General features: G+C 33.0%; 10 protein-coding genes. 1 reads left to right on the top strand and 9 read right to left on the bottom strand.

From position 1 onward, the window contains the following. The first annotated feature begins 169 nt into the window (after nucleotides 1-169). Nucleotides 170-2,008, top strand: coding sequence for a sulfatase-like hydrolase/transferase (locus FF125_RS09840; protein ID WP_138949611.1), 1,839 nt, complete (start codon nucleotides 170-172; stop codon nucleotides 2,006-2,008). A 412-nt stretch (nucleotides 2,009-2,420) separates the two neighbouring features. On the opposite strand, the gene FF125_RS09835 is transcribed toward FF125_RS09840, so the two are convergent. The 9 genes from FF125_RS09835 to FF125_RS09795 all read right to left on the bottom strand — a co-directional run bounded on the left by FF125_RS09835 (nucleotide 2,421) and on the right by FF125_RS09795 (nucleotide 26,457). Continuing rightward, the gene (locus tag FF125_RS09835; protein WP_138949610.1) at nucleotides 2,421-5,783 is read right to left on the bottom strand and encodes a VCBS repeat-containing protein; all 3,363 of its coding nucleotides are present in this window, start codon (nucleotides 5,781-5,783) and stop codon (nucleotides 2,421-2,423) included. A 236-nt stretch (nucleotides 5,784-6,019) separates the two neighbouring features. Continuing rightward, complete coding sequence (locus FF125_RS09830) at nucleotides 6,020-7,597, bottom strand: SusD/RagB family nutrient-binding outer membrane lipoprotein (protein ID WP_138949609.1); 1,578 nt, start codon at nucleotides 7,595-7,597, stop codon at nucleotides 6,020-6,022. Nucleotides 7,598-7,608: 11 nt separating this feature from the next. After that, entirely contained in the window at nucleotides 7,609-10,620 is a 3,012-nt protein-coding gene (locus FF125_RS09825; RefSeq protein ID WP_138949608.1) for a SusC/RagA family TonB-linked outer membrane protein, read from the bottom strand. Nucleotides 10,621-10,821: 201 nt separating this feature from the next. Next, nucleotides 10,822-12,516: a SusD/RagB family nutrient-binding outer membrane lipoprotein gene (locus tag FF125_RS09820; protein ID WP_138949607.1), complete on the bottom strand. Its 1,695-nt coding sequence runs from the start codon at nucleotides 12,514-12,516 to the stop codon at nucleotides 10,822-10,824. Nucleotides 12,517-12,520: 4 nt separating this feature from the next. Next, nucleotides 12,521-15,676: a SusC/RagA family TonB-linked outer membrane protein gene (locus FF125_RS09815; RefSeq protein ID WP_138949606.1), complete on the bottom strand. Its 3,156-nt coding sequence runs from the start codon at nucleotides 15,674-15,676 to the stop codon at nucleotides 12,521-12,523. 502 nt (nucleotides 15,677-16,178) lie between these two features. Next, nucleotides 16,179-18,038 (bottom strand): SusD/RagB family nutrient-binding outer membrane lipoprotein, encoded by a 1,860-nt coding sequence (locus FF125_RS09810; RefSeq protein WP_138949605.1) that lies wholly within the window; start codon nucleotides 18,036-18,038, stop codon nucleotides 16,179-16,181. A gap of 18 nt (nucleotides 18,039-18,056) precedes the next feature. Beyond that, nucleotides 18,057-21,464 (bottom strand): SusC/RagA family TonB-linked outer membrane protein, encoded by a 3,408-nt coding sequence (locus FF125_RS09805; RefSeq protein ID WP_138949604.1) that lies wholly within the window; start codon nucleotides 21,462-21,464, stop codon nucleotides 18,057-18,059. 338 nt (nucleotides 21,465-21,802) lie between these two features. Beyond that, entirely contained in the window at nucleotides 21,803-24,076 is a 2,274-nt protein-coding gene (locus FF125_RS09800; protein WP_138949603.1) for a DUF4838 domain-containing protein, read from the bottom strand. A gap of 140 nt (nucleotides 24,077-24,216) precedes the next feature. Further along, the gene (locus FF125_RS09795) at nucleotides 24,217-26,457 is read right to left on the bottom strand and encodes a GH92 family glycosyl hydrolase (RefSeq protein WP_138949602.1); all 2,241 of its coding nucleotides are present in this window, start codon (nucleotides 26,455-26,457) and stop codon (nucleotides 24,217-24,219) included. Nucleotides 26,458-26,479: the final 22 nt, after the last annotated feature.

Here is a 26,479-nt window from a genome sequence, read left to right as displayed (position 1 = left end):
AATCTTAACAATTCTAATATTTTAAAAGACAAACAACTTAAATAGTTCAACGAATGCAGTTCTTTTCCGTTGTTTATCTAATTTAAAAGAGCTATTGTCTAAAAAATTCACCTCTTTTAAAATTTTATATTTATTTTAGGATTTATTAGAAAATTAACAATTTCAAAAAATGAAAAAAATAAGTCTAACTATTTTACTATTATTTTTGGGGTTTTACTATTTAATTGCCCAAAATTCAAAAAAACCGAATGTAATTGTGATTTATACAGATGACCAAGGTGCCGGCGATTTAGGTTGTTATGGTGCCACAGATATATTTTCGCCAAACATAGATAAGCTTGCAGAAGATGGAATCCGGTTTACACAAGCTTATGTAGCAGCACCTGTGTGTGCTCCTTCAAGAGCTGCTTTATTAACAGGTAATTATCCTCAAAGAGCTGGTGTGCCTGGAAACACATCTGCAAGTATTGGTTCAGATGGTTTACCTGACGAGCAATATACCATGGCCGAATTATTTAAAGACAACGGATATAAAACAGCTCATGTTGGTAAATGGCATTTAGGGATGAGTGAAGCAAGTAGCCCTAACAACCAAGGTTTTGACTATTCCTTTGGACATTTACGAGGTTGCATTGATAATTATTCCCATTTTTTCTTTTGGGAAGGACCTAACATTCATGATTTACATGAAAACGGTAAAGAGGTATTTTATGATGGAAAATACTTTCCTGATGTAATGGCCGAAAAAGTGGATGCTTTTATAGATAAAAATCAACAGGATCCTTTCTTTTTATTTTATGCCATTAACATGCCTCACTATCCCTACCAACCTACTCAAAAATGGAAAAAATATTATGCAGACAAAGGCATCGAATTTCCAAGATCTGATTACGGAGCATTTATTTCTACAATTGATGAACGCATAGGAATGCTAATAGACCAACTCAATAGCTTAGGACTACGAGAAGACACCATCATTGTTTATCAATCTGACAATGGTTATTCTACAGAAATGCGTGCTTTTAATGGGGGTGGTAGTTCTGGACCTTATCGTGGAGCTAAAAGTAGCTTATTCGAAGGTGGTATACGATTACCAACCATTATAAGCTGGAAAGGAAATTTACCCGAAAACAAAGTAAGTAAACAGTTTTTACTAAATACAGATTGGATGCCAACGCTATCGAATTTATGTGGATTGGAAAATAAAAAATCTGCAATTGACGGCATAGATTTGTCATCAATGTTAATGAACACAAAGCAAAAATCACTAAGAACGTCTGCATTCTGGAAATATGGAAGTCAATGGGTAGTCAGAGATGGAAAATGGAAATTGATTGCGTACCCAAAAGATACGTCTCATAAAGGAGAACTTGATTTGGAAAGTGATGCTTTGTTTTTATCAAACTTGGATGAAGATGTATCAGAAATGAAAAACTTGGCTTCAAAACATCCAGAAATTGTAAAAAGTCTAATTAAAAAATACACTGAATGGGAATTTGGTTCTATTGATGGTGTTCCTAAAGAAACAAAAAAAGTAAACCATTTGGCCGTCGAGACAATTATAGAGAGCACCTTGCCTTTACCTACCAACTATAAAAATATTGAAGTATTAATAGATGGTAAAAGTGGGTATTTAGATTATAGCTCAGGACAATGGATTGGACAAGAAGGCAAAGATTTAGAATTTTTAATTGACTTGAAAAAAGAACAAAATATAGAAAAAATTTCTTGTGGCTATATGCAGGATTTAGGGAATTGGATTTTTAAACCTGAACAAATTTCTGTTAGTTTTTCTTCTAATGGTAAAGACTTTGAAGGATCACTATTTTTAAACGACGAAGAAAACAACATAAATAAAAATACCTTTAAAGGAAAATTTAGTATTGAAAAACCATTCACAGCAAGATATTTAAAAATTAATATTAAAAACATTGGGGTTTGCCCACCTACTCATAAAGGTGCAGGAAGTAAAGCTTGGCTATTTATTGATGAGCTGTATATAGAGTAAAAGTCAACCTTTTCAGTATGCTATGCGTTCTCAATTTCTTGTTTTAAACCAATAAACGGTAGAAAGGAATTGTTATATTACACAACTCTTTAGTAGGCTACAAAACCCTAGATGTATCACTCAAATTTAATATCATTTCTATCAAAACAATAACAAAAAAAAAGAGCTAGACTTCTCTAGCTCTTTAATACTAATTCAAATTACTCAACTTAAATATTATTGCTATTTCCCTATAAAATGTTATAATTAGTTGATTACTGTAAAAGTAAATAAGAAAAAAACTCTTATTATAAATTATTCGACGAATGACAGTTCCAAAAGTATAAACATCAAAAATTGAAATTTATAATAAGTATTATTTCTATTATCACATCATGAGAAATTCTATCCCAAAATTGATTTTTTTATTCTTTTAATTACTTTCAAGAAGCTCCTCGGAACTAAAAAATTCAACAGCTTGGAGGTAATCATTATTTTTAGCTGCTAAAATGATGTTTTTATCACCAATTTTAATCATTTTCATGTCTTTTACATCGTTTGGCGTGTAAAAACCACTTTCTTGAATAGAAACTGAAGTAAAATTCCCCTTACCATCTCCATGTAACAGTAGCCCTGTACCTGCATCATTACGAGGTGTTTCTATCTCTGATACATATAAATTTCCTGAAATCAACAAGTCTTTATTCCCATCTAAATTATAATCATCTATTAAAATACTATTTATGGAAGATACCTGTGCTAACGATGGCAAAGGTTTAATAGTAAAATTACCTTCACCGCCATTTTCAATATAGGCTGATGCAAAGGTTTTCGCTTTTAAGTTCAATGCGTCAGTTAGTGTACTACCATAAATGTTCTGTAAATTTGAATTTCCAAATTCTTCATACGTTGGAAATTTCTCTTTTAGCGATGGAATTTGTTGCGTTGAACAACTTTTACCTCTTACAGGGAACGCAATTCCATGTTCATAATAACTCAACACAATATCTAAACTTCCATTATTGTCAAAATCATAGCTGTAAACTTCAAAAGGTTCTTTAGAGTTTGCTTTATATTTATAATTTAAACCGAGATTACCAACAATGATGTCATTATCTCCGTCATTATCCATGTCCCCCGTTTTAACTTCATAATACCATCCTTCACTATTTGGAATGGTTTTCTTTTTGAAAGTACCATTTTCTGATTGCATAAATAAGGTTACTGGCATCCACTCACCTACCACTATTAAGTCTTCAAAACCATCATTATTATAATCTGTCCAACTTGCAGCAGTTACCATTCCTAAATCTTTCATCTCAGGGGCTATTTTATCTGAAGCATCAATAAATTTTCCTCCAGTATTTTCCAGTAAATAACTATTTGCTGCATGCGGATATTTTCTTGGTGTTAAGCGTCCACCAATAAAGAGATCTAAATCGCCGTCTTTGTCAAAATCAAAAGGCATTACACACGATCCACTAGTAAGGTATTTCGGTAAATTATTGCTTTTGGTAAACTTTCCTCTGCCGTCATTTATATATAACCTATCTTGTAATGCGGTATCGCCTTCATTAAATTCATTCCCCCCACTTACAACAAATAAATCTAAATCTTTATCATTGTCAACGTCTATTAATGCTATGCCCATATCTTCACTAGCCTTGTCTTGAGACCAAGCTCCATCTATAATTTCATCAAAAGTTCCTTTATTATTCTGCAGATATAGTTTCCCTGAATACCCTGCAGCTCCGCCTAAGTAAAAATCTTCTTTTTTATCACCATTTACATCACCAACACCTATGGCAGGTCCAAATTGTGACATTTTATGAGGAAGCAATACTTCATAAGCATAATCATCATTTTTATTCTCTTGATGATACACTTTAGCTAAATTAAGAGATTGGGTTACATCTTGAAATTGTAAAGTTTTATTAGGTTTACCTTGAATTGTTTCTCTCTCTAACTCTCCTGTCTTTAGCTGATGAACTTTATTTACCTCTAAATTAGAAAGTGTTGAAGTTGTGCCATCAATCCATTGAATTATGGCCTTATCAATAATTTTTTCATCTCCAATTCCAAAATGAGCTACATCTTCACTTTTAGACATAAACCCTCTCGAATTCGTTATTTGAACAACTTGCAACAATGAATCTTTTTTATACAATGCTATTTTTGTTCCATAAACAGGTTCGTTTTTATCAGTAACAAATTTAAAGCGTATATAATTACCTAATCGTCTGTCTGTAGTTGTATTTTTATATAATGATGCGTTTTCATTAATATTATTAACCACCAAATCTAAATCACCATCTAAATCAAAATCAGCGTAAGCAGCTCCGTTTGAAAGTGTTGGCGTTTCTAACCCCCAGTCTTTTACTTTATTATTAAAAGTTAAGTCTCCGTTATTTTTATAAATATAGTTCGGTAATTTATCGGTGGGAGCCATATTTACAAAATCCATTACATCCATCATCGTATTTGGGTTTAATCCTTTTTGATGGGCTACCTTGTTTATGCTATCAACTTTCTTATCGTATTTTGTAGTTAAATCGCTGTAGCGGTTATTATAAACAACGCCGTTGGTTACAAAAAGGTCTTTAAAACCGTCGTTGTCAAAATCAGCGAATAATGGTGCCCAACTCCAGTCAGTACTTGTAACGCCCGCGAGTTGACCTAACTCACTAAAGGTTCCATTTCCATTATTCCTTTGTAAAGTATTGAACATATATTGATAGTGACCACCTTTATTTACGATAGACCAAAACTGTTCGGGATTCATACCGCTCATGTTCGTTTTAATCCTTTTATGGTCTTCTGCGACCATGTCTACGACCATAACATCTAAATTTCCATCATTATCATAGTCCGCAATATCGTTACCCATACTAAAGTTTGAAATATGTTTAGTGGCCGTGCGTACTTCATCTTTAAAAGTGCCGTCTTGTTGATTAATATAAACATGATCAGCCACATCAAAATCATTGGAAACATAAATATCTTGCCAACCGTCATTGTTAAAGTCTCCTGTAGTTGCCGATAGTCCGAATGCAAAATTTCTAAGATTCGATTTTTCGGTATAATCTTCAAATTTTCCGTTGCCCAGGTTTTTATATAATCGATCACTAAAAGTAATATCTGGAAACTGTTCTCTACTCATTTTATCTCCAATATTTGGGATACTTGGAGGCTGATTTATAACGTAAATATCTAACAAACCATCGTTATCAAAATCGAAAAAGGTGGAGTGCATGGAAAAACCTTTATCATTTAGACCAAAAGTGGATGCTTTTTCGGTAAAGCTTTGGTCTCCGTTATTAATGTATAATTGGTTTTGACTTTTTTCGTTTTCTAGATAAGTAAACCTACAAACATAAATATCCTTATCGCCATCATTATCAATATCTACAAATGTTACACCAGTTGACCAATTATTATCCTGGGTAATACCCGCTTTATCAGAAATATCTTCAAATTTTAAATTTCCTTTGTTTAAAAATAGTTTATCCCTTACTTGATTTCCTGTAAAATAAATATCTTCCAAGCCATCATTATTTATATCACCAACGGCTACGCCTCCACCAGATATAAATTGAGAGTTTATCATATGATTGTTCTCTCTGGTTTGCGTTATGATGTTCTCGAACGTTAAATTAGAGTCATTAGAAGACACCAAAGTAAATAATGTATTCTCGTTTTGTACTGTACCAGTACTACTATCATTATCCTCGCTTTTATTACAGCTTGTTAACACGAAAACTGTCAGGGCAATGATAATTTTGTATGTTTTTGTCATATAGTTTAAATTAATAAAAATACTTAATGCTACGTGAATACTAATAATTTAGAGTTATGTAATGCTTAATTCATTTAAGCATTACATTATTCTTGGTGAAAAACTTAAATAAGTTGAAGGTAATGAACTTTATGCAACATTTCTTTTATTCAAATAAAAATAATTCTACTGCAAAATAAAAAAAAAGAGTTGTTTTTAGATTAAAACAACTCTTTTTATATAAAATAATTTAAATTTTAAAAATTTGATGCAGAACCTGTGTCCCACCATAGTCTGGTACTAATTAAGTCTGGACCACCAAGGAAACCTGTAGCTTCAGCAACGGAAGATGCATTGTTTTCTCTTTGACTTGTTACGAACACTTGTCTTTTCAAGAATTCGTTGGCCGGTATTACGCCCCAATCTGCACTACTATCATTTTTATAATTATAAGGCAATTTAGGATATCCTGTTCTACGATGATCAACCCATGGTTCTATAGAGTTCGTATAGGCATTTATCCACTTTTGTGTAATAATTTTTTCTAGCTTAATTTCATTACTCGCTCCATCATCCCAAGCTACAGTATTCGAAATTCTAGTTACAAAATCATTAATTGGACCTGGATCAGCTTTAGGGTCATTATAGTTTAATGGTAAACTTGTATTATCAGCTAAGTAAGCTGCGGCACTACCAGCACCCCAATCTTCAAAAGAACTATTTACACCGGCTTCATAATTTTCCCATGCACTACCTGCTCCATTCCAACCTCTTAAAGCTGCTTCAGCTTTTAGAAACTTCACTTCAGCTGCAGTAAAGAAACGTCTATTCTCAACGCTCTTAAAATCTGAACTAATATTCGAAAAACTTAATCTATCATCTTTTGCAACTAACACTGCACCATTTCTAATTCCCTTATATGGATAATCAGGATGATCTGGATAAAGTGTATCATCTGAAGCTGGATCAAAGAACTTGGCAACTCTTGGATCTTTATATCCGATTAAAATAGATTCCATAGAAGCACTCATTCTCGTATCACCCCAACCAAAACTAATGGTAACTGGAGGAAAAACATCTCCATATAATGAAACCATAAAATTATCAGCATTACTTTCAATCAATCCTCCTGGTTCGCTCAACGCTTTTTCTCCTTGAGTTTTAGCCAATGCAGGATTTGCTTTAGATATTCTTATGGCTAAACGTAAACGCATACTATTTACCAACCTATTCCATTGTTCAATATCCCCGCCATAACTAGCATCGAATTTTGCAAGACCAGCGTAATCCATGTTAGCATTAAAGACAGCCTGTATTTCATCTAGCTGCGTAAAAAATGCATTATAAAGTACTGGTTCTGAATCATACAAAGCAGGTTCTTGACCAAACTTGGTAAATATTACGGGACCATGGTAGGCAGTGAGTCTAGACATTCCTAAAATTCTTATTAATTTTGCCCATTCTACAAAAACAGGGTACCCCTCAGCTTCTGCAACTTTCATTACTTGTGCAGAAGGAGACATAATACTATTATAAATCCTGTTCCAATAAGTATTCCAGCGGATATAATAGGTTGTATTATTAATGCCCCCAACAAAAGGAGTTGGAGTTCCTAAATGTCTTACCCAAGAATCATGAGATAAGTTATGTTCAATTTGGTGACCAAAAAGGTTTTTTAACATGGGCGGATAAAAAGCACCTACATTGTTAAAATCTTGCGTCAAAGATTCATCAGTTATTTGATATGGGTTTTCATTTAACTTTTCAAAATCATCTGTACATGCACTTAGATTAAATAAAAGTGCAGTCAAAAATATATATATTATTTTTTTCATTTCTTTTCTTATTAAAAGGTTAAACTTAGATTTAAACCATACGTTCTTGTTGATGGTAAATTATAATTATCTGAACCAGGTTCACTTCTACCTGTACTCTGAGATAATTCAGGGTCATATGGTGCATCCTTATAGAAAAAGAAAAGGTTGTTTCCTATAAAAGATAAAGAAGCATTCTTTAACCAATCTACCTTCTCTACATTAAAATTATAAGATAAAGATAATTGTGCTAATCTAATACTGGTTCTGTCATAAATGTGAGCCTCAGTAATACCGTTTCTACCTCCAACAGCATCATAATAATCAAATGGATCAATTTGGGTTACTGCAACACCATTTTGCACTGCATTTATATTTTCATAGCCTCTATCTCTCGCAGCAGCAGATCTCTCTGACACACCGTTACCATCAAATAAAGCTTCAGTTTGACTTACTGTATAACCACCGAACTTACCGTTTATTTGCATGTTCAATGCCCATTTTTTGTAGTTAATAGTGTTACTCCAACCTATGGCATAATCAGGTTCTGCATTACCAAAAAGCTCTCTTAATTCTGTTTTTCTAGGTCTGCCAGTGACATCATCCAACAAAATTCTGCCTTCATCATCTCTTAAAAATTTATATGCATATAAATCACTGATAGATCCTCCTTCAACTAAGGTATATCTAAACCCTTCTGAACCACCTTGATTTATCGTTTCAACATCAGGATGTAATTTAACAATATTATTATTATTATTTGAATAGTTAACTGCTGTACTCCAAGTTAAATCTTCTGTTACAATTGGTTTACCGGTAAGTGTTATTTCTACCCCTTTATTAGTAATTTCACCTGCATTTACAAAATAACTTGTATAATCTTCAATGGGTTCATTAATTGTAATAAACTGATCTTGACTATTTATACTATAATATGTAAAATCAACTCCCAACCTGCTATTAAAGAATCTTACATCAAATCCTACTTCAGAAGTAGTAATTATTTCTGGTTTTGCATCAAGAAATGGTTTGGTTGTATTAAATCCAACCGACCCGTCAGCATTTATTGTATGTCTTGGAAAAATTGTATTATAAGGTACTTCGTTACCTATTTTTGCATAGGTACCTCTTATTTTGGCAAAACTAATTGCATCTCCCAATTCAAACATTTCACTTAAAATTGCAGTAAGACCTAAAGAAGGGTAAAAATAGGAATCATTACCTGTTAATGCTAAGGTAGATGCCCAGTCATTTCTTCCTGCGATATCTAAAAATAACATCTCTTTAAATCCAAGTGTAACATTTCCAAAAAGTGATTGTTTTTCTACCGTACTCGTTTTACCATTATTTAAATTAGATTGTACTTGAATAACATCCGTTAAATTTTCGAAATAAAACTCATTTGCATACAGTAATTGATCTTGAGCAGCACCAGGATATAATCCTACACCATTACCATAATTCGTATGCTGATATGTTGCACCTCCTAAAGCAGTAAGAGAAAAATCACCAAAGTTATTGGTGTAACTTAAAATACCATCTAAATAGGTACTGGTATCATCATACTTTTCATAAATCCAGTTTCCATTAGCTGCAACTGTTGTTGTGTTACCGCCAGAATTACGCTTTGTTTCATACTTTTTTACGGCATAATCTACATTTCCCCTAATTTGAAAAGAAAGTTTCTCTGTTATGGTATAATCTAAATTTAAACTTCCAATTACCCTTTTGGTTTCATCTTCTTGAGATTCTTCGTTTAATAACCAATATGGATTTGTTTGATGATGATCAATCACAAACCAATTTTGTTCGTAAGTATTTCTATCTGTATTAAAAACCCTATAATTATCTCCTCTATAATCATTAATATTTTTATCTCTAGGAAACCAATACAATCCAGTAAGTGGATTATTATAATATCCAGCACGATTTCTATTGTCTGTTTTCTCTTGAGCTAAAATAACATTAGATGTAATTTTAACTTTATCATTAAATAGTTTTGTAGATTGTTTAAATGAAACATTATTTTTACCGTACTCATTACCAGGTGTTATACCAGATGCTGTAGTATTTGCATATGAAAAATAGGCCTGTGTTTTATCATTACCTCCACTTACTGAAACTGAATTAAAATAATTTGCTCCTGTATCAAACCAATCATCTACATAACTACTATCATAATCTCCTTTAGTAGTTGACCAACTTTCTTTTGTACCACCTTCGCTACCATATCTGTATTGTAATTCAGGCAATGCGATAATGCTTTCAAAAGTAATACCTGAGTTTACTTTAACAACCATTGTACCCGCTTTACCACTTTTAGTTGTAATTACCACAACACCATTAGCACCTTGACTACCATATAAAATAGCGGCATTAGCTCCTTTTAAGATACTCATACTTTCAATATCGTCTGGATTTAATTGAGATAAACCATCTCCTTGATCAACACCATCCCAAACTCCGGGTTGACTTCCTCTATTATTTACCATTGGAATACCGTCAATAACAAATAAAGGAGAACTATCTCCACTTAAAGATTTACTACCTCTAATTTGAATTTTGGTAGATCCACCAGGCCCAGAACTACTTTTTCTAATTTCTACACCCGCAGCTTTACCAGAGATACTGTTAACAAAGTTAACGTCTCTAGAACTTGTAAGCTCTTCACCACCAACAGTTTGCTGGGCATAGGCTAATGTTTTTTCGGCACGTTTAATACCTAAGGCTGTAACAACTACTTCGTCTAGTTGTGTACCTTCTGCCAAGGATACATTAATAGTGGTTTGTCCGCCAACTACAACTGACTTTTCGGAATAACCTATCATAGAAAATTGCAATGTTGCCCCTTCTGAGACTTCAATGCTATAATTTCCATCAAAATCGGTTGTTGTTCCATTGGTAGTACCTTCTTCAATAACATTTGCTCCTGGAAGAGCAACGCCAGATTCATCGGTAACCTTACCAGTAATAGTTTGAGCAATAGCCCCTTGTAAAAAGAGTAATGCCACAAGCATAAATAAATACCTAAATTTTTGGTTCATAATAAAGTTTTTGAGTTAATAAGGTAGGAAAGATAGTTAAATTTTTCTTAAAATTGATTAACCAATTCGACTAACGACGTTTTTTAACCCATAAACGACATGTCTAAGTTAATAAATTACATTTTCCTATCATTATTTAACAAAAAAAAGAGCCTGATTTCTCAGGCTCTTTTAAACTATTGATATTGTTTTAGTATTTATTTATTGCTTCGCATACCATAATTTAGTAGCTTGTACATCTTCTCCTTGAGCTGCAACGGCTGCATTGTAATTCGCTTCATTACTTGTTTGCTCAGCAGTACCATAACGTAAACGTTGAGGATATCGTCCTGCTAAATCACCATCTGCAAAAATAACTTGGTTATTAACTCCTGTAGCTAATTCAGAGGGATAACCTGTATCTCTAACAACAGCCCAACCTTCAAAACCATCAGTATATGTATTTAACCATCTTTGAATTGCTATTTTTTCTAATTTTTGCTCGGTTGTACCCGCAGAAATATCTGCTATTGCTGATTGAGCTATATATGTATCTGCATCTCCACCAGAAATACCCCAAACTTTCATAGCCTCTTTTATACCCATTGCTAATAATTCTTGAGCATCACCAGTACCTAAACCTCTAACTGCAGCTTCTGCTTGTAAAAAATAAGCCTCTGCACTTGTGAGTACAATTTCAGGATACATAGCACCATCATTTTTAGCTCTTATTACTAAATCAGAAGGTGTACTGAAAAATTTAAAATTAGCAAAAGAAGACATTTCACCTCTTAATCTAGTCGGCTGGCCAATATATTGTCCTGCTGGTACATTAAAAGTAACTTGATCGGCTGCATCCGTTCTAGTATATGTAGCACCTGCGGCATCAAAAATACTAGATAAAAAATCTGCACGAACCCAAAAGTTATCTGCTGTTTCACCACTGGCTGGTTTGGTCATAGTTACTTCACCACCTTCAACAGGTTTAGCAAATACAGATAATCTAGGATCATTATAATTTCTTAAATGATCAATTAGTGTTTTACCAACTGTCCATTTAGACCCTAAACCACCAAAGTTATGCCAAACATCACCATATGCAGCACTACCCCATTGACTAATGATTTCATCTTTATCCATTAAAATACTACCAGAAGTTGCATCTAATAAATCTGCTGATAATGCTTGATTAATTGCTCCTGTTGCAAAATCATCTCCAGTTGCACCTAGAGCTCTCATACCTATTCTTAATTTTAAGGTATTGGCTAATTTTTTCCATTTCTGTAAATCTCCACCACAATACACATCATTCTCTCCTAAGTCATTAATACCTGTTCCTGTTCTCTCTGCATCACCTATAGTAGCCATAGCTGCATCTAAATCAGCTATAATTCCTTTATAAATATCTTTTTGAGAATCATATTTAGGTGTTACAATTCCTTCAACACCAGCTTCACTATAAGGTACCATACCCCAAGTATCCGTATACATTTGGAAATACAACGATTTCATGATTAAACCAACGGCGTACATGTATTCATTTTCAAATTCACCACCAGATTTTACTAATTTCATAAAACCATCAATCTTACCAAACTCTCCTGATAACCAACCCCATGCAGCATCAGTATATCCTGAAGAATAATCATAACCTAAACCGTCACTCCACCAAGAACCACTATGTCCGAATGTAAAATGACCAGCATAACGGTCCGTATGAATTAACTGAGCTCTCCAATAAGGGTAGCGATCTTCAGCATATAATTTATACTGAGGCTCTGTAATAAAGAATTTTGCACTTACATCATCTGCTGTAAACCCATTTGGGTTCTGATTGATCTCATCGAAATCACCAGTACATGATATTAACGTACCTACAAAAATCAATAAACATAATTTAATTATATTTGTTTTCATATTTTTAAAATTTAATATTTAAGTTTAAACCTATACTTCTCGTTGTTGGTAAATTATAATATAATAAACCTTGTGAAAAGTTACTCGTCGAATAGCTTGATTCTGGATCAAAATTATCAATTTTCTTTGAAATAAAGAATAAATTTCTTCCAATCAAATTAATAGAAGCACTTTTTATAAATGCATTTTCTAGCATTTTTCCAGGTATTCTATAGGTCAATGCAATTTCACGCATTCTAAAATTCGTTTGGTCATAAATATAATTCTCTGTAATACCACTAACAGATCCCCAATATTGTTGACCTGTAATATTTGTTGTATTTTGAGTATAACCAGCACTTGGATTGGCCGCGTCATTGGCTATAACACCATCAACAACCACACCACTTTCTCTGTATTGTAATGTTCTTATTGAGGTACCATTACCATCTAAGGCTGCATCTGTCCCTGAATAAACTTGACCTCCAATTCTAAAATCAATTAAAAAACTTAAACCTAAATTCTTGTAATTAATATTATTAGTTATACCACCTACATAATCAGGTTGATAGTTTCCTAACTTCTTAAGTTCACTTTCGGCTTGAGGTCTTCCTTCACTACTCAATAATAATTTTCCAGCATCTACACCTTCTTCAACTCTTTTCCATGTTCTACCATAAATATCTCCAAATCCACCACCAACAGTTGCTTGTACTTGAACATCACCACCATTACTACCTGCAAACGAGAAATTATCAAGATCATCAATTAGTGAAACTAACTTATTTTCGTTTTTTGAAATATTAGCTGAAATTACCCATTCCAAATCATCAGTTTTTACTGGAGTACCACCTAATAGAATTTCAAAACCTTTATTTGATAACTCCCCAACATTTTCTCTAAAGGTACTGTATCCCGTTGCTGCTGGAACTGGTACATCAAAAATTAAATCTTTCGATGTTATACTATAATACGATACATCTCCAAAAAAGCGATTGTTAAACATTTTAAATTCTAAACCAACCTCTGAAGATGTTACCTGTTCTGGCTTTAAGTCCGGACTGTATTTAACAGATGGTCTTGAAATTTGCACCAAATCTAAATATCCATTAGCCGCTAAATTAAAGGTCTCCGTTAATTGGTAAACACCTGTGTCATTACCTACTTGAGCCCAACTCGTTCTTAACTTTAAAAAGTTAATTGGAGAACTTGAAAAATCAAATGCTTGACTCGGTATAAAACTTAAACTTGCAGATGGATAAAAATAGGATCTGTTATCAGCAGACAATGTAGAAGACCAGTCATTTCTACCCGTTAAGTCTAAATATAAGTAGCTATCATAAGCGAATGAAGCTGATCCATATAATGAATTTACTTTTTTCTCCTGTAAAGGCGTATACGATTGTTGCGGATCAACTAAATTGGAAACAGTAACTCTCGTTGGCACTTTAAATCCTCTTCCACTAATTCCAATACCTTTTCTAGTTCTATACGAATGGTTACCACCAAAATTAGCCGCAATATTAAATTTTTCTGATATATCTTTATTAAAAATAAATAAAAAGTCAGCATTAGTTTCCGAGATACTATTTTCACTTATCCCTAAAGAACCTGTTGGTTGAAAATGATGTCCCCATTGGCTAACCCCATAAGTATCATGTTTTACAACATCTGTACCTACTCTTGCAAATGCAGATAAATAATCTGTAAATTCATAATTTATTTTGGCAAAACCATTTACACGTGTTCTGGTATCTTCGTTAATATCATGATTTAATATCCAATATGGATTACCTCCAGATGAACTTGTAGAAATAACATCATAAGGTCTGTCTGGATTAACTGGATTTTCTAAATCTTGATAATTCTCCATATCTCTAATATCAATATTTCTTGGTATTCCATATACATATGCCATAAGACCTTCTGTACCTTGAACTACCCTATTGTTGGCATCTTGCTGAAAGTAGGTTACCTTCGCATCTAAGGTAAATTTATCTGTTAATTTAGAATACCCCCTTAAATTAAAGTTATGTCTTCTTACATCAGAGTTCGGCACAATAGCTTCTGCTTTTGTATGCGTATAAGAAAATAAAACAGATGACTTTTCTCCACCACCACTTAAAGTAACTGAGTTTGTAAATGTAGTACCTGTTCTAAAAAAATCTTTTACATTATCAGGTTGTGCTGAATAAGCTTTCATTTCTCCGTTATAATATAATTGTTGAGAACCATCAAATTTTGGCCCCCATGAAGAATTACTTTTAACAGCAGCTAACTGCTCTTCTAATGTACCTCCAACTGGTATTTCAGGAAAGTTACCGTTACTTCCTCTACCGTATTGGTTTTGATACTCAGGCAATAATAAAGGGTTTTCGAAAGTAGCACTAGATGAAATACTTACACCTAATCCTGAATTCATTTTCCCTTTTTTAGTTGTTATTATAATTACCCCGTTACTGGCTCTTGAACCATATAATGCTGCTGCATTTGGTCCTTTTAATATAGACATTGATTCTATATCTTCTGGATTAATATCTGATACACCAGTACCATAATCCGATCTAGAATACTCTCCACCACCATTACCAGCAGCAGAACCTATACCAGAGTTATCAATTGGCACACCATCAACTACATATAAAGGTTGATTATTTCCTGTAATTGAATTGTTACCACGAATTACAACACGTGTACCACCAGCAGGACCAGAAGTTGATTGTGTTAACACAACACCAGCAACCTTACCTGATAAAGAATTAACCACATTGGTTTCTTTGGCAACGTTTAAATCATCACTTTTCAATTCAGAAATAGCATAACCTAATGCCTTTTTCTCTCTAGAAATACCTAAGGCTGTTATTACCACTTCATCTAAAGCCTCAGCACTTTGAGCTAAAGAAAGGTTAATAACTGTTTGATTGTTTACTGTAATTTCTTGAGGAGTATATCCGATAAAAGAATATTGTAATACAGCACCTTCGGATACTTCAATGCTATACTTTCCGTCAAAATCTGAGGTTACACCATTAGATGTACCTTTCTCGATGATGTTAACACCTGGAAGCGTACTTCCATCTGCTGCATCCTTGATCGTTCCTGTTACCGTTGATTGTGCTATGATACTATGTGAACATAATATTACAACAAAAAACAGCAGTTTTGATAAATTTTTTTTCATAAATATATTTATTTGAGTTTATTGAGTTAAAGATAATAATTTTATCATAAAATTATATTAATTTTTCGACCAACAACATTTTTTTTCTACTTAATAACTGGATTAACATATTGTTTCTTAAAGAATTCCATCAATTTATTAAGAAATGATTTTGAGGAAGTTCCAAAAAGATAATATTGAATAATTTTTAAGCTCTTAGTGAAGAAATCGATCTGTTTTTTTCCTCGAATGCATGTGCATTTACCCCATTCTTATAAACTGATTATTCTTTAAATTTTTACGGCAGAACATATAATCAATACAATAATTTCAAAAAATAATAAAGTTAATTGCGAAATAAAAAAAGAGTCTGATTTCTCAGACTCTTTTTAATTACTAACTCAAATAACAAATTTAACAAGAACTATATTTTCAAACACAGAAGTGGCCAAACTAGAAGTTCTACGCTCTCCATAGGAGTGTTTAATTTGTAACCCTAAGAAAAAACCTAAAGGAAATATTCTTAGTTATTTGGTCCTGCTCCATATTGAGGGTTTTCTTTATCAAACCAAAGTCTTTGCGTATTTAAAAGAACTGGGTCATTACTACCTGGAGTAAAACCTTCTTCATCTAAAGCTGCTTTTTCGTTGGCATAATTCTTACTAGACTCTAATGGTTCAGATGATTTAAATCTACGTGGTACAGTTAAATCAACACCACCTGATAAGAAAGGTTCTCTTGACCATACAGAACTTCCTGTTTTAGGTACACCTGAACGACGTGCAGTTGTCCATGTATCATGTGGTGTACCAGCATGGTTAATCAATTGCTGTATATAAACTTTTTCTAAACCATCTGTACTTAAATCATAAGCTGGTCTTGCTAATAAAGCTGTAATTTCATTAGCTTGTAATTTAGTTGCTCCAGCTGAAGCTAAACTTGCATCATCATATACCGGGTCATTGTCGTAGTAAGGATATCTGTGTTCTTTAGCAATTTCGTCCATACGCATAATCGATAATTCAACACCTTTATTAAAGTATTCTTGTGCATCTCCAGCGATATTAGCACCTAATAATTTAAACTCTGCTAAATAAAGGTTGGTTTCTGCGGCACTCCCTAAAATTACTTCTAATGGTGGATAGTTATCTTTTAATTCTAAGAATCTACCTCCTGGTTTTGTAGGATATGTAAAAGAAAATCTTGTACGTGTTAATCTTTCTGAAAAATCAGAAGTAGAAGCATATGTTTTCTCAACACCACTTTCACTAATTCTATTTCTTATACCTTGACTAAAGTAAATATCATTTTCTGAAGCCAATACAGCATCAGGAGCCAATGGAACACCAAAGTATCTCACCCATGGTTCTCCTGGGCCAGACCAACCTGAAAAATTACCGCTTCCATCTTTTACAACATATTGATCTACATAAGGAGGTAAAGGTTTACCTGCATCAATAAATGCTTGTACCACTTCTCCATTAAAATCATTTTTCTCAAACAATACTCTAACTCTTGGATCTTTATTATCTACCATGAAATCGACAAGATTTTTTGCACCGATACCTGGTTGTTGTCCATTACCTGTACCATAATATTCGATTCCTCTTTGGTAAATAAAATCGTCGCTTAATTCATCCATATAGCCAGCCTCTGAATTGACTACTTCTTCCACAATTTGAATCGCTCTCGCTTTATCCTTATTCACGAGCCTTGCTGCAATTCTTAATTTTAACAAATTAGCAAACTTTGCCCACTTCATATAATCACCACTATAGATTAAATCTTGAGCACCCATATCTATTTGACCTTCTGCCATTAATAAAGGAATAGCTGCATTTAACTCCTCTAACCAAGTGTTTAAAAGTAATTCTTGATTGTCATAAATTGGTGTAATAAGAGCAGGTGTTGTATATGGTGCCATCGCTCCTTCAGAATAAACTAATGAACCAGAAACATCAGTTTGGGTCATAAAAGTTTGGATAGCTATAGGATAAGTCATCCCTTTCAATGCCAAACTCTGAGCTTTATCCTCTTCTGGTAATGCATCTATTTTAGAGCGTATGTCTCTAATATTTGCAAAAAATGTTGGGTAAGTACTATGACCACCTACATTATCCATTTCTACCATTAGTTCACTATTACCACCTCCGGCACTAGCCGTAGTTATTTGGCTCCAAGGGTAGATATAATCAAAATTATTATAAAACCATAGTGTATAATCATCATTATACATTTGATTGATGGTCTGAGTAACTTGAAACCTCGTGTCCGCTTGTGAGAGCTCAGAAGGGTTACTGTTCTTTTCTGCAAAATCATCTTTGTCACATCCCACAACAAATATGACTGACATCGCTAATATGAATTGAAATATTTTTTTCATTTTTTTATCTATTTTATATTAAAAATCTAAAAGAATAGTCATAGTATAACTTGACAAATATGGAGCAAAAGCACGTTCTCTATATGATTCAGTACTTGATGTTCCTCGAAAACTTTCAGGGTTAATGTCATTAGGCATAGAATTATATAAATAACCTAAATTTCTACCATTAAGGCCTAAATAAAGATTTGATGCTCCTATACTACTACTAACTGACTTTGGTAAGTTATAACCGATTGAAATATTACGTACTGCAATATATTTTAATTCGGTAAACCAATCAGGGTTTACAACACCTTGTCCCCAAGAATTAATTCTGTAATTGTAGTAACTTGCATGTGTAGGCTCTACATAACCTGCATCAAAAGCTTCTTGATATGTCATTCCTCCAACATCTACGCTAGATCCACTTGGAGTTGTAACCATTTGCCCATCTTCAAAAACACCATCAGGAATTATACCATCTGAGTACTCTCTTCCTTGTTCGTCTGCATGTTGAGAAGTCCAAGTTACACCACCATGTTCGGCATCTCTACCTCTTAAAGATTCTTCTAAATACCCATAAGCAGTACCGTAACGACTACTATAAGAAGCTATATGACCACCGTAACGTGCATCTAACAATACAGAGAAACTAAATCCTTTGTATCTGAATTCATTATTCCAAGATCCTTCAAAATCAGGTTGTATTTTACCTACTTCAGTTGCCACACCTGTTCTTTGAAAATATGCACCACGTCTTGAATCAACCCAAGTTAATAAGTTCTTTCCATTATTTGGACTATCTATTTCATTACCGTTAACGTCAGTAGCTTGGTACTCTTTGATAGCCGCATCAGACATCAATACTCCATATTCACCACCTTCATAAGCTACAGAACCAACACGGAAGTTACCATAATTGATATTCCCCCCTAACGTTTTATATGCACCATAGTCAGCATGTAAGTCTTTTACTTTAGTTGTATTCTTCCAATAATTAAAGGTTGAATTCCAACTAAAATTATCTGTTCTAATTGGTGTCCCTGTTAAAGATAGTTCAATACCAGTATTAGTAAGTGTACCTACATTTGTTAACAATCCATTATAACCAGAAACTGAAGGAATAGGTACTTGACCTATTTGCTCTGTAATTGTCTCGTTATAATAAGAAAAGTCAATTCCTAAACGATTTTTAAAGAATCTAACATCAGCACCCACTTCGAACGAGTTTTTAAGTTCAGGCTTAATACTTCTATCTACTAAAACAGAATTTACAGAGTTTGTATAAGCAAAACCGCCACTTAATTCATATCTATCACCTGAATATCCTCTGTTAATTGAATAAGGATCGGTATCACTACCCACTTGTGCCCATGACGCTCTTAATTTACCAAAGCTAAACCACTTAGGCATTTCAAAAGTTTGGTTAAAAATCCATGATGTTGATACTGAAGGGTAGAAATAAGAATTATTACCAGTACCGTCCGTATATACCAAAGCAGATGACCAGTCATTTCTACCTGTTACCGTTAGATATAATTGCTCTTTATAAGACAAATCTGCCATAAAATAAGCCGAATTAATTTGTTTGGTAGCATAAATTCCTCCGGATGACTGAAGTGTTTTCTTTGAGTTACCCAAATAGAATCTACCAGGTACAATCAATCCACCATCAGTGTTTACTCTGGTATTAGACTTTTCTTGATCCCAAATTTCACCACCAAGTAATAAACTACCTTTTAGATCTTCACTAAACTCTTTAGTGAAGTTAAAAGTTAATTTACCTGTTTTACTCACATCATCAGCATGACTCAATTGATAATAACCACCTTCCATAGCATACCCACTTCCTAGGTCTTTTTGTTCGTATTTAGTGGTATAAAAGTTCATATTCCCTTCTGCAGTAATCGTAAGCCAATCTGCAACAGTAGCTGTTAAACGTACTATAGGTCTAGTAACTTGCTCTTTTCTTTCTTGATTATTTTTTTCATAAGAAAACCATAAACCTCTATTTGGTGCATTTGCGAACTCATCTCCATAAGCGGCATTAGTAACACCTCCATGAGAAGCTAACCAATATTGCTCTTGTTGATATTTTTCCGTATTGTAAGTTCTTTCAAAAGTACCATCAAAGAAACTTTGAGAAATATCATTTCTAGGGTTTTTAGAAACAGATGTTGTATATGATACACTTGCATTGGCAGTTAACCAAGATGCTAAGTTATATGAACCAGAAAATAACATTGAATTTCTCTCAAATTTATTGTTTGGCAATGTCCCAGTTCGAGTATTATAAGAATCTGATAAGTAAAAATTACCTTTTTCATTTCCACCACTCAATGATACAGAAGTATTTGAATTAAACCCATCATCATAGGCATCTTTCATATTATTCGTATTGGCACTATAAGGTATTACATTTCCATCGTAGTCAATTATTGGTTGACCATCAAATTTAGGTCCATAACTTAATCCACCACCTGCATGATTAATTAATGTTCTATCTCCATCATCATTATAATAAAATTGCTCCGTATCATAGCTGAAATAATCACCATTAGTATCCTTATTACCATATCCAATATAACCTGCTAAAGTACCAGGTCCATATTCATTTTGCAATGCTGGTTGTTTGTATACATGGTCAACACCAAAAGATTGTTTTACAGAAACACCTAAACCTTTTGACCCTGCACCATCTTTAGTTTCAATTAAAACAACTCCATTGATACCTCTTGAACCATACAACGCTGTAGCAGCTGCTCCTTTTAATACAGAAACACTAGCATAGTCATCAGGATTAAGGTTTTTAAGAATATTACCATAATCATTAGAACTACTACTCCAGTCTGCACTCTCATTTGAAGTACCATTTTCTAAAATAACACCATCTATTACAAATATAGGCTGGTTGTTACTAGAGTTTAAAGTTGACACCCCACGTACTTGTATTTTAGAGTTACCAAAAAGACCACCGTCAGAGCTACCAATACTAACCCCAGAAACTTGGCCCTGTAAAGCTTGTACCGGGTTAACGGTATTGGTTTTTGTCAATTCTTCACCTTTCAATTCTGTCATAGAATAACCAAGAGACTTCACTTCTCTTTTGATTCCTAAGGCAGTAATTACCACTTCGTCAAGAGCCTCGGCACTTTCAGCTAAAATGATATTAATTGTAGTTTGTCCATTTACAACTACTTCTTTTGGTGTATAACCAATAAAAGAAAAATGTAAAGTGGCTCCTTCAGCAACATCTATACTGTAATTACCATCAAAATCGGAGGTAACACCATTAGTTGTGCCTTTTTCAATTATGTTTACACCAGGAAGGGTTTCGCCACCTGCTGCATCTGTAATTGTTCCTGTTACTGTTGTTTGTGCTAAAATACTATGCGAACATAATACTACAGCAAAAAACAATAGCTTAAATAAAATTTGTTTCATATATATAATTATTTTGAGTTTATGGTATACAAAGTTAAAGTTATCATAAAACTCAACTAATAATTTCGACTAACAACCTTCTGAAATAGTTCAATAACTGTAGAAATAAGATGTCTTTTTTTATTGGAAATTTCAACACCATTTATAATGGTATTATACTATGCAGAAATAACTCAATTAAACTAAAATTTATTGAAAATTAATTGTCATTTGCATTTTAGGAATTGCAATATTAAATGTGTTTTAAATGTAATAAGAAAAGTAAAGCTTACTTAGAATAAACTTAGTGTAACCAATAAAACAAAGGGTTTAACAATTCTGATACATGGTAACCTAAACTATTCCACCATTATTTCATCTGCAAAAACCCAACTTGGTAGCCCAGCAGCATGATGCCAATACGGAGCAGTGTTCATATTTTCAGCCTTTATTTTAATATAACGAGCAGCAACTTTTGGGAACGTAAATTCAAAATATTTGATATCATTTATTTTGCTAGTTTTACTTAAGGGCTCATCATTAACCAATACACCTAACTTCTCGAATATTTTGTTATCATTTGAGTAATAATAACTAACATTTAAAGGATAAAAAACAACATGATTTGTAACTTGTAAAAATGCTGTCGAAATAGAACTTATGGTTTGTATGGAATCTAAGTCTATAACCGCTTCTAAATGATTGCCTTCGAAGCCTAACCAATTGGCATAAAAATTATTACCACCTAGAGCTCCATCGGTTAACACCTGTGGGTTTTCATTAGCATACTTTTTAGGCTTGGTAAGTAAGGTTACTTTTTTGCCTTTTGCGATATTTGGTTTAATGGCGACTTCAATTGTTTTTTTATAAGAATTATAATATTCTTCTACTGTAAAGCCCATTTCATTCATTAAGTTAATATCAGCAGCCTTACAGGTTTTGTAAAAGTCTTCCAATTTTTCTTTAATAAACACATTGGCACTGCTGGGATTTTCTTGAAATACTAAGGAAAGTTGTGAGTTAAGATTCTGTTTAGCAGCTTCTAAAATAGCATAATCAGTACTTAATCTAGCTTCTTTTACTCTTTTTAATACTTCAGATTTTGTAGCCACAGCTTTTTCCGCAGCATCAAAATATTCTTTGTAAATCTCTAATAATTCAGGATTCAAATAAGAATCAAAAGCCTGTGAAGGATCTCCATAAAGGAATAAGAAAAAATCAGGATGTTTTTTAAGTTCCGCATGAATTAAATCGACATAGTTTTTAACATATACTCCTGCTTCTTCATAATAACCATCTGTAAATTCAGTAATTAAGGAATCAATATCCAAATCAGGGTTCCATAATAATTTTGCCGTAATATATGAACGAAGTTCAAATAATTCACTAGGGTTATTACTATGTTGTTCAAAAACCCATTTTGCATTATTATCTCTGAATAATTGAACATTAGGTTGTAAAGTGTTCATATTTGGAAATGGAGCTAAAAAATTAGTAAATTGTGTGGTATAATCCCAAATACGGATATTATCTGTCAATTTACTCCATCCTATTAAATCTTCCGTAAAATCATTGCACTTTTCGGTAATAGGAGCACTTCTATCACATTCTATAGAACATAGTGTAATCAGTACATTTTCTCTTGGTTTTGTTTTACAAGGTTTTCTTGTATGTTGATACGCCAATGTTGATATTTGTTTATCTGGAAAATTTTCAGCAATTTTATTTACAAACAAAATCAATGAACCGGCTGGACTCCCCTCTTCTTCATCAATTTTTGAACAATTCTCACATTGACAATATTGTGTATTGTCATCTTGACTAACTGATATTACTTTGGCTAATGGGTTTTTCTGAAACAAAGAAGCTACAGAATCTTTTACAATATTATAGACATCACTATTTGTTAAACATAATTGAGTAGGTAATCTCTTATTTTCCCTTAAGGCAAAATATTCAGCATGTTCTTTGAAAAATTTTTCTTCAGGAATAAATTTATGAAAAGTATGTACTCTTGCATCTGACACATAAGTAGGAAAAGCTTCTGTTGTAACTTTTAATTTGTCAGCAAATTCATCATTTTCATAAAACAATCTTGAATGAACCGTTCTTGTAGTAATTTCCGGCTTGTAATTAAAACTAAGAGTATTTGGTATTAAAATTGAATTTTGGGATGGAATTTTCTCTACAGTCGGCGAAAACCATTTTACACCCAAATAATCCTCTATAAAAATATAAACAGCATTTTGTAATGCGTTATCAGAGCCTCCAGAAATAAAAATGTTTTTATCTTTTAGTTGGATATTCACTTCATGTGGTGCCAAAGTCAATTCATTAATAGCACCTACATATACTTTATTCCCTTTTGTACTTTGTGACCCCTCACCTACTAGTCCGATATCTGTCCCAGCAATTTTGTCTATATATTTTTTAAGTATTGCAGCTGATTGATATGCACTTTCAGATGTTTTTCCTATATAAACAATTTCATAAGCTGTTGTTCCATTTGTTGTCAATTTGATATGACCATCAGAACATGAAATAAAAACAGTACTAAATAGGAAGTAAAGTATTCCAATGCTTATAACTTTTGTTTTTATCCGAAATTTATTAATTCTCTTAGAAAAAATCATAGTTTATATTTAAATATCCTCTTTCAAATATAATTTAGACTTCTATAAATCAATAATCTAATCGACAAACAACAACTATGAACTCATAAATAGTAGATTATCTAATAATAAAAAGAGAACCTTACACGGTATTCTATATACTACTCCAATAAAAACTTTAATCTAAAGCCATTAACTAACTCAAAATGATTGATAAAATAGCTCTTATGTTCTTCTCCATTCAATAAAACCTCATTAATATTACCAGTTCCCTCTTTTTCAATAACGAGCACTCTTCCTTTATAAAATTTAGGATTTAATTCAATTGTAATTTTATCAAAAACAGGTGTAGTTAACGTATACATTGGATCTGCAGGACTTACTGGATAAATACCCATCATGGTATAAATAATCCAGGCAGACATAGTACCTGTATCATCATTACCTGGCAAACCATCTGGTGCATTTTTAAAATATGATCTTCTTAGAGCATTCACCATATTTTGCGTACGCCATTCTTCTCCCTTTACATAATTAAATAAATACGGATAGGCTATATCTGGTTCATTAGCCATATCAAAATGTCCTTTATCAAATACTTCTTGTAATTGACTTGTAAATGCTCGCTTACCGCCCATTAGTCTTATTAAATAATCAGCATCATGACTTACCATAAAAGAATACTGCCAAGAATTACCTTCTATAAAACCAACATTTTTTGTAAAGTTTGCACCTGCTAACGGGTCAAAAGGACTGTACCATGTTCCGTCATTATTTTTAGGTCTTAACAATTTATAATCTTTATCAAATAGATTTCTATACGAAATTGAACGTTCTCTAAATCGTTCTTCATCTTTCTTCTTTCCAAGTACTTGAGCCAATTGTGCAATTGCAAAATCAGAAATATTATACTCTTGTGTTGTAGACACTGAACCTGCATCTGAACTTGTTAGGTATCCTTTTTCTATATAATTTTTTAAACCAGGTCTTAACGGATTGTTATTTATTTGATCTGCACTTTTAACCATCGCTTCATATGCCTTCTCTATGTCAAAATTACGAATGCCACGAAGATAAGTATCTGCTAAAACAATTCCTGCAGGATCACCAACCATTGTAGTTGTTTCTGTAGCATTTAACTCCCATTTTGGCAACCAACCGCTTTCGTCATAAATATCAAGCATGCTGTTTACCATATTTAGTTGTTGCTCTGGATAAACTAACGACATTAATGAATGTAAATTTCTATAGGTATCCCAAAGTGAAAAAACAGTATATCGAGTACCATTCGTTTTTAAGGTCTCTCTAGTACTCATTTTAGGATATTCGCCATTGTAATCATTCAATGTGTTGGGATGAATAAGCGTATGATATAAGGCCGTGTAAAATACCGTTTTATCATCTTTTGTTCCACCTTCAACTGAAATTTTAGAAAGTAAATCATTCCATTCTAATTCCGTTTTATGATAAATTTCTAAAAATGTTAAATTGGAAGTTTCTCGTTCTAAATTTTCTCTAGCATTTTCAATACTTACATAAGAAACTCCTACTTTCAACTCCACCTTTGTTGGCTTATCGAAATTATATGAAAAATAGCCTCCAATACTATCGCCCATTACTTCTTTATAATAATTTTTATAAAACCGATCTTTTCCATTATACCCCATCCATTCTGCCTCAACACCAGATTCCTTTCTTGTTTTTTTCCAAACTCCAAATTCGTCACTTTCAACATTTACTTGTGCTACAAAATAAACAGGATAGGTTTCTTCTGGCTTGTAATAACAAAATCCACCAACAGTTCTTATACCTTCAATTTCTGTTGGAGATACGACTTTAATCATGGCTCCTTGCTCATTTGTTAAGCCCAAACCTAAATTCAATAAAATATTAGCTTTACCAGCGGGGAAAGTATATCTACTAACGCCTGTTCTAGTAGTTGCTGTTGTTTCCACATTAATATTCGATTTATCTAAAGTGGTGCTATAGTAACCTGCTTTTGCTATTTCATCTTTATAGGTAGTGCCATATTTTAAATGATCTATTTCTAGCTCCCCAACGGTAGGCATAGAAATAATAACACCAAGGTCAGGACACCCCACTCCACTTAAATTTACATGAGAAAACCCTGTTAGGAATTCATTTTCATGAACATATGGATTGGATAACCAGCGGCTATCTTTTTCGTGTTTATTTTGTTTACCGGCAACATTAAAAGGAGAAACACTTACCATACCTCTTGGTGCAATTGCACCAGGATTTGTAGCTCCAAAATTTGAAGTACCAATAAAAGGATTTACATAATCTACCGCACGTTGTGCAATAGACGAAAAACTAATAAAAAGACTTATGGTAAAAAATAAAAATAATTTGGTATTGACTAATTTATTGAAGGGAAGCATTATTTTTCTTATTATCTGCAAT

The sequence above is a fragment of the Aureibaculum algae genome (genome assembly GCF_006065315.1).
GTDB lineage: Bacteria > Bacteroidota > Bacteroidia > Flavobacteriales > Flavobacteriaceae > Aureibaculum > Aureibaculum algae.
The sequence above is the reverse complement of the archived record's forward strand: the minus strand, read 5'-3'. Positions and strand labels throughout refer to the sequence as shown.

Coding starts and splice junctions, on each gene's coding strand:
- FF125_RS09840 (WP_138949611.1), top strand. CDS start 170: ATGAAAAAAATAAGTCTAACTATTTTACTATTATTTTTGGGGTTTTAC.
- FF125_RS09825 (WP_138949608.1), bottom strand. CDS start 10,620: ATGAACCAAAAATTTAGGTATTTATTTATGCTTGTGGCATTACTCTTT.
- FF125_RS09820 (WP_138949607.1), bottom strand. CDS start 12,516: ATGAAAACAAATATAATTAAATTATGTTTATTGATTTTTGTAGGTACG.
- FF125_RS09805 (WP_138949604.1), bottom strand. CDS start 21,464: ATGAAACAAATTTTATTTAAGCTATTGTTTTTTGCTGTAGTATTATGT.
- FF125_RS09795 (WP_138949602.1), bottom strand. CDS start 26,457: ATGCTTCCCTTCAATAAATTAGTCAATACCAAATTATTTTTATTTTTT.
- FF125_RS09815 (WP_138949606.1), bottom strand. CDS start 15,676: ATGAAAAAAAATTTATCAAAACTGCTGTTTTTTGTTGTAATATTATGT.
- FF125_RS09810 (WP_138949605.1), bottom strand. CDS start 18,038: ATGAAAAAAATATTTCAATTCATATTAGCGATGTCAGTCATATTTGTT.
- FF125_RS09800 (WP_138949603.1), bottom strand. CDS start 24,076: ATGATTTTTTCTAAGAGAATTAATAAATTTCGGATAAAAACAAAAGTT.
- FF125_RS09830 (WP_138949609.1), bottom strand. CDS start 7,597: ATGAAAAAAATAATATATATATTTTTGACTGCACTTTTATTTAATCTA.
- FF125_RS09835 (WP_138949610.1), bottom strand. CDS start 5,783: ATGACAAAAACATACAAAATTATCATTGCCCTGACAGTTTTCGTGTTA.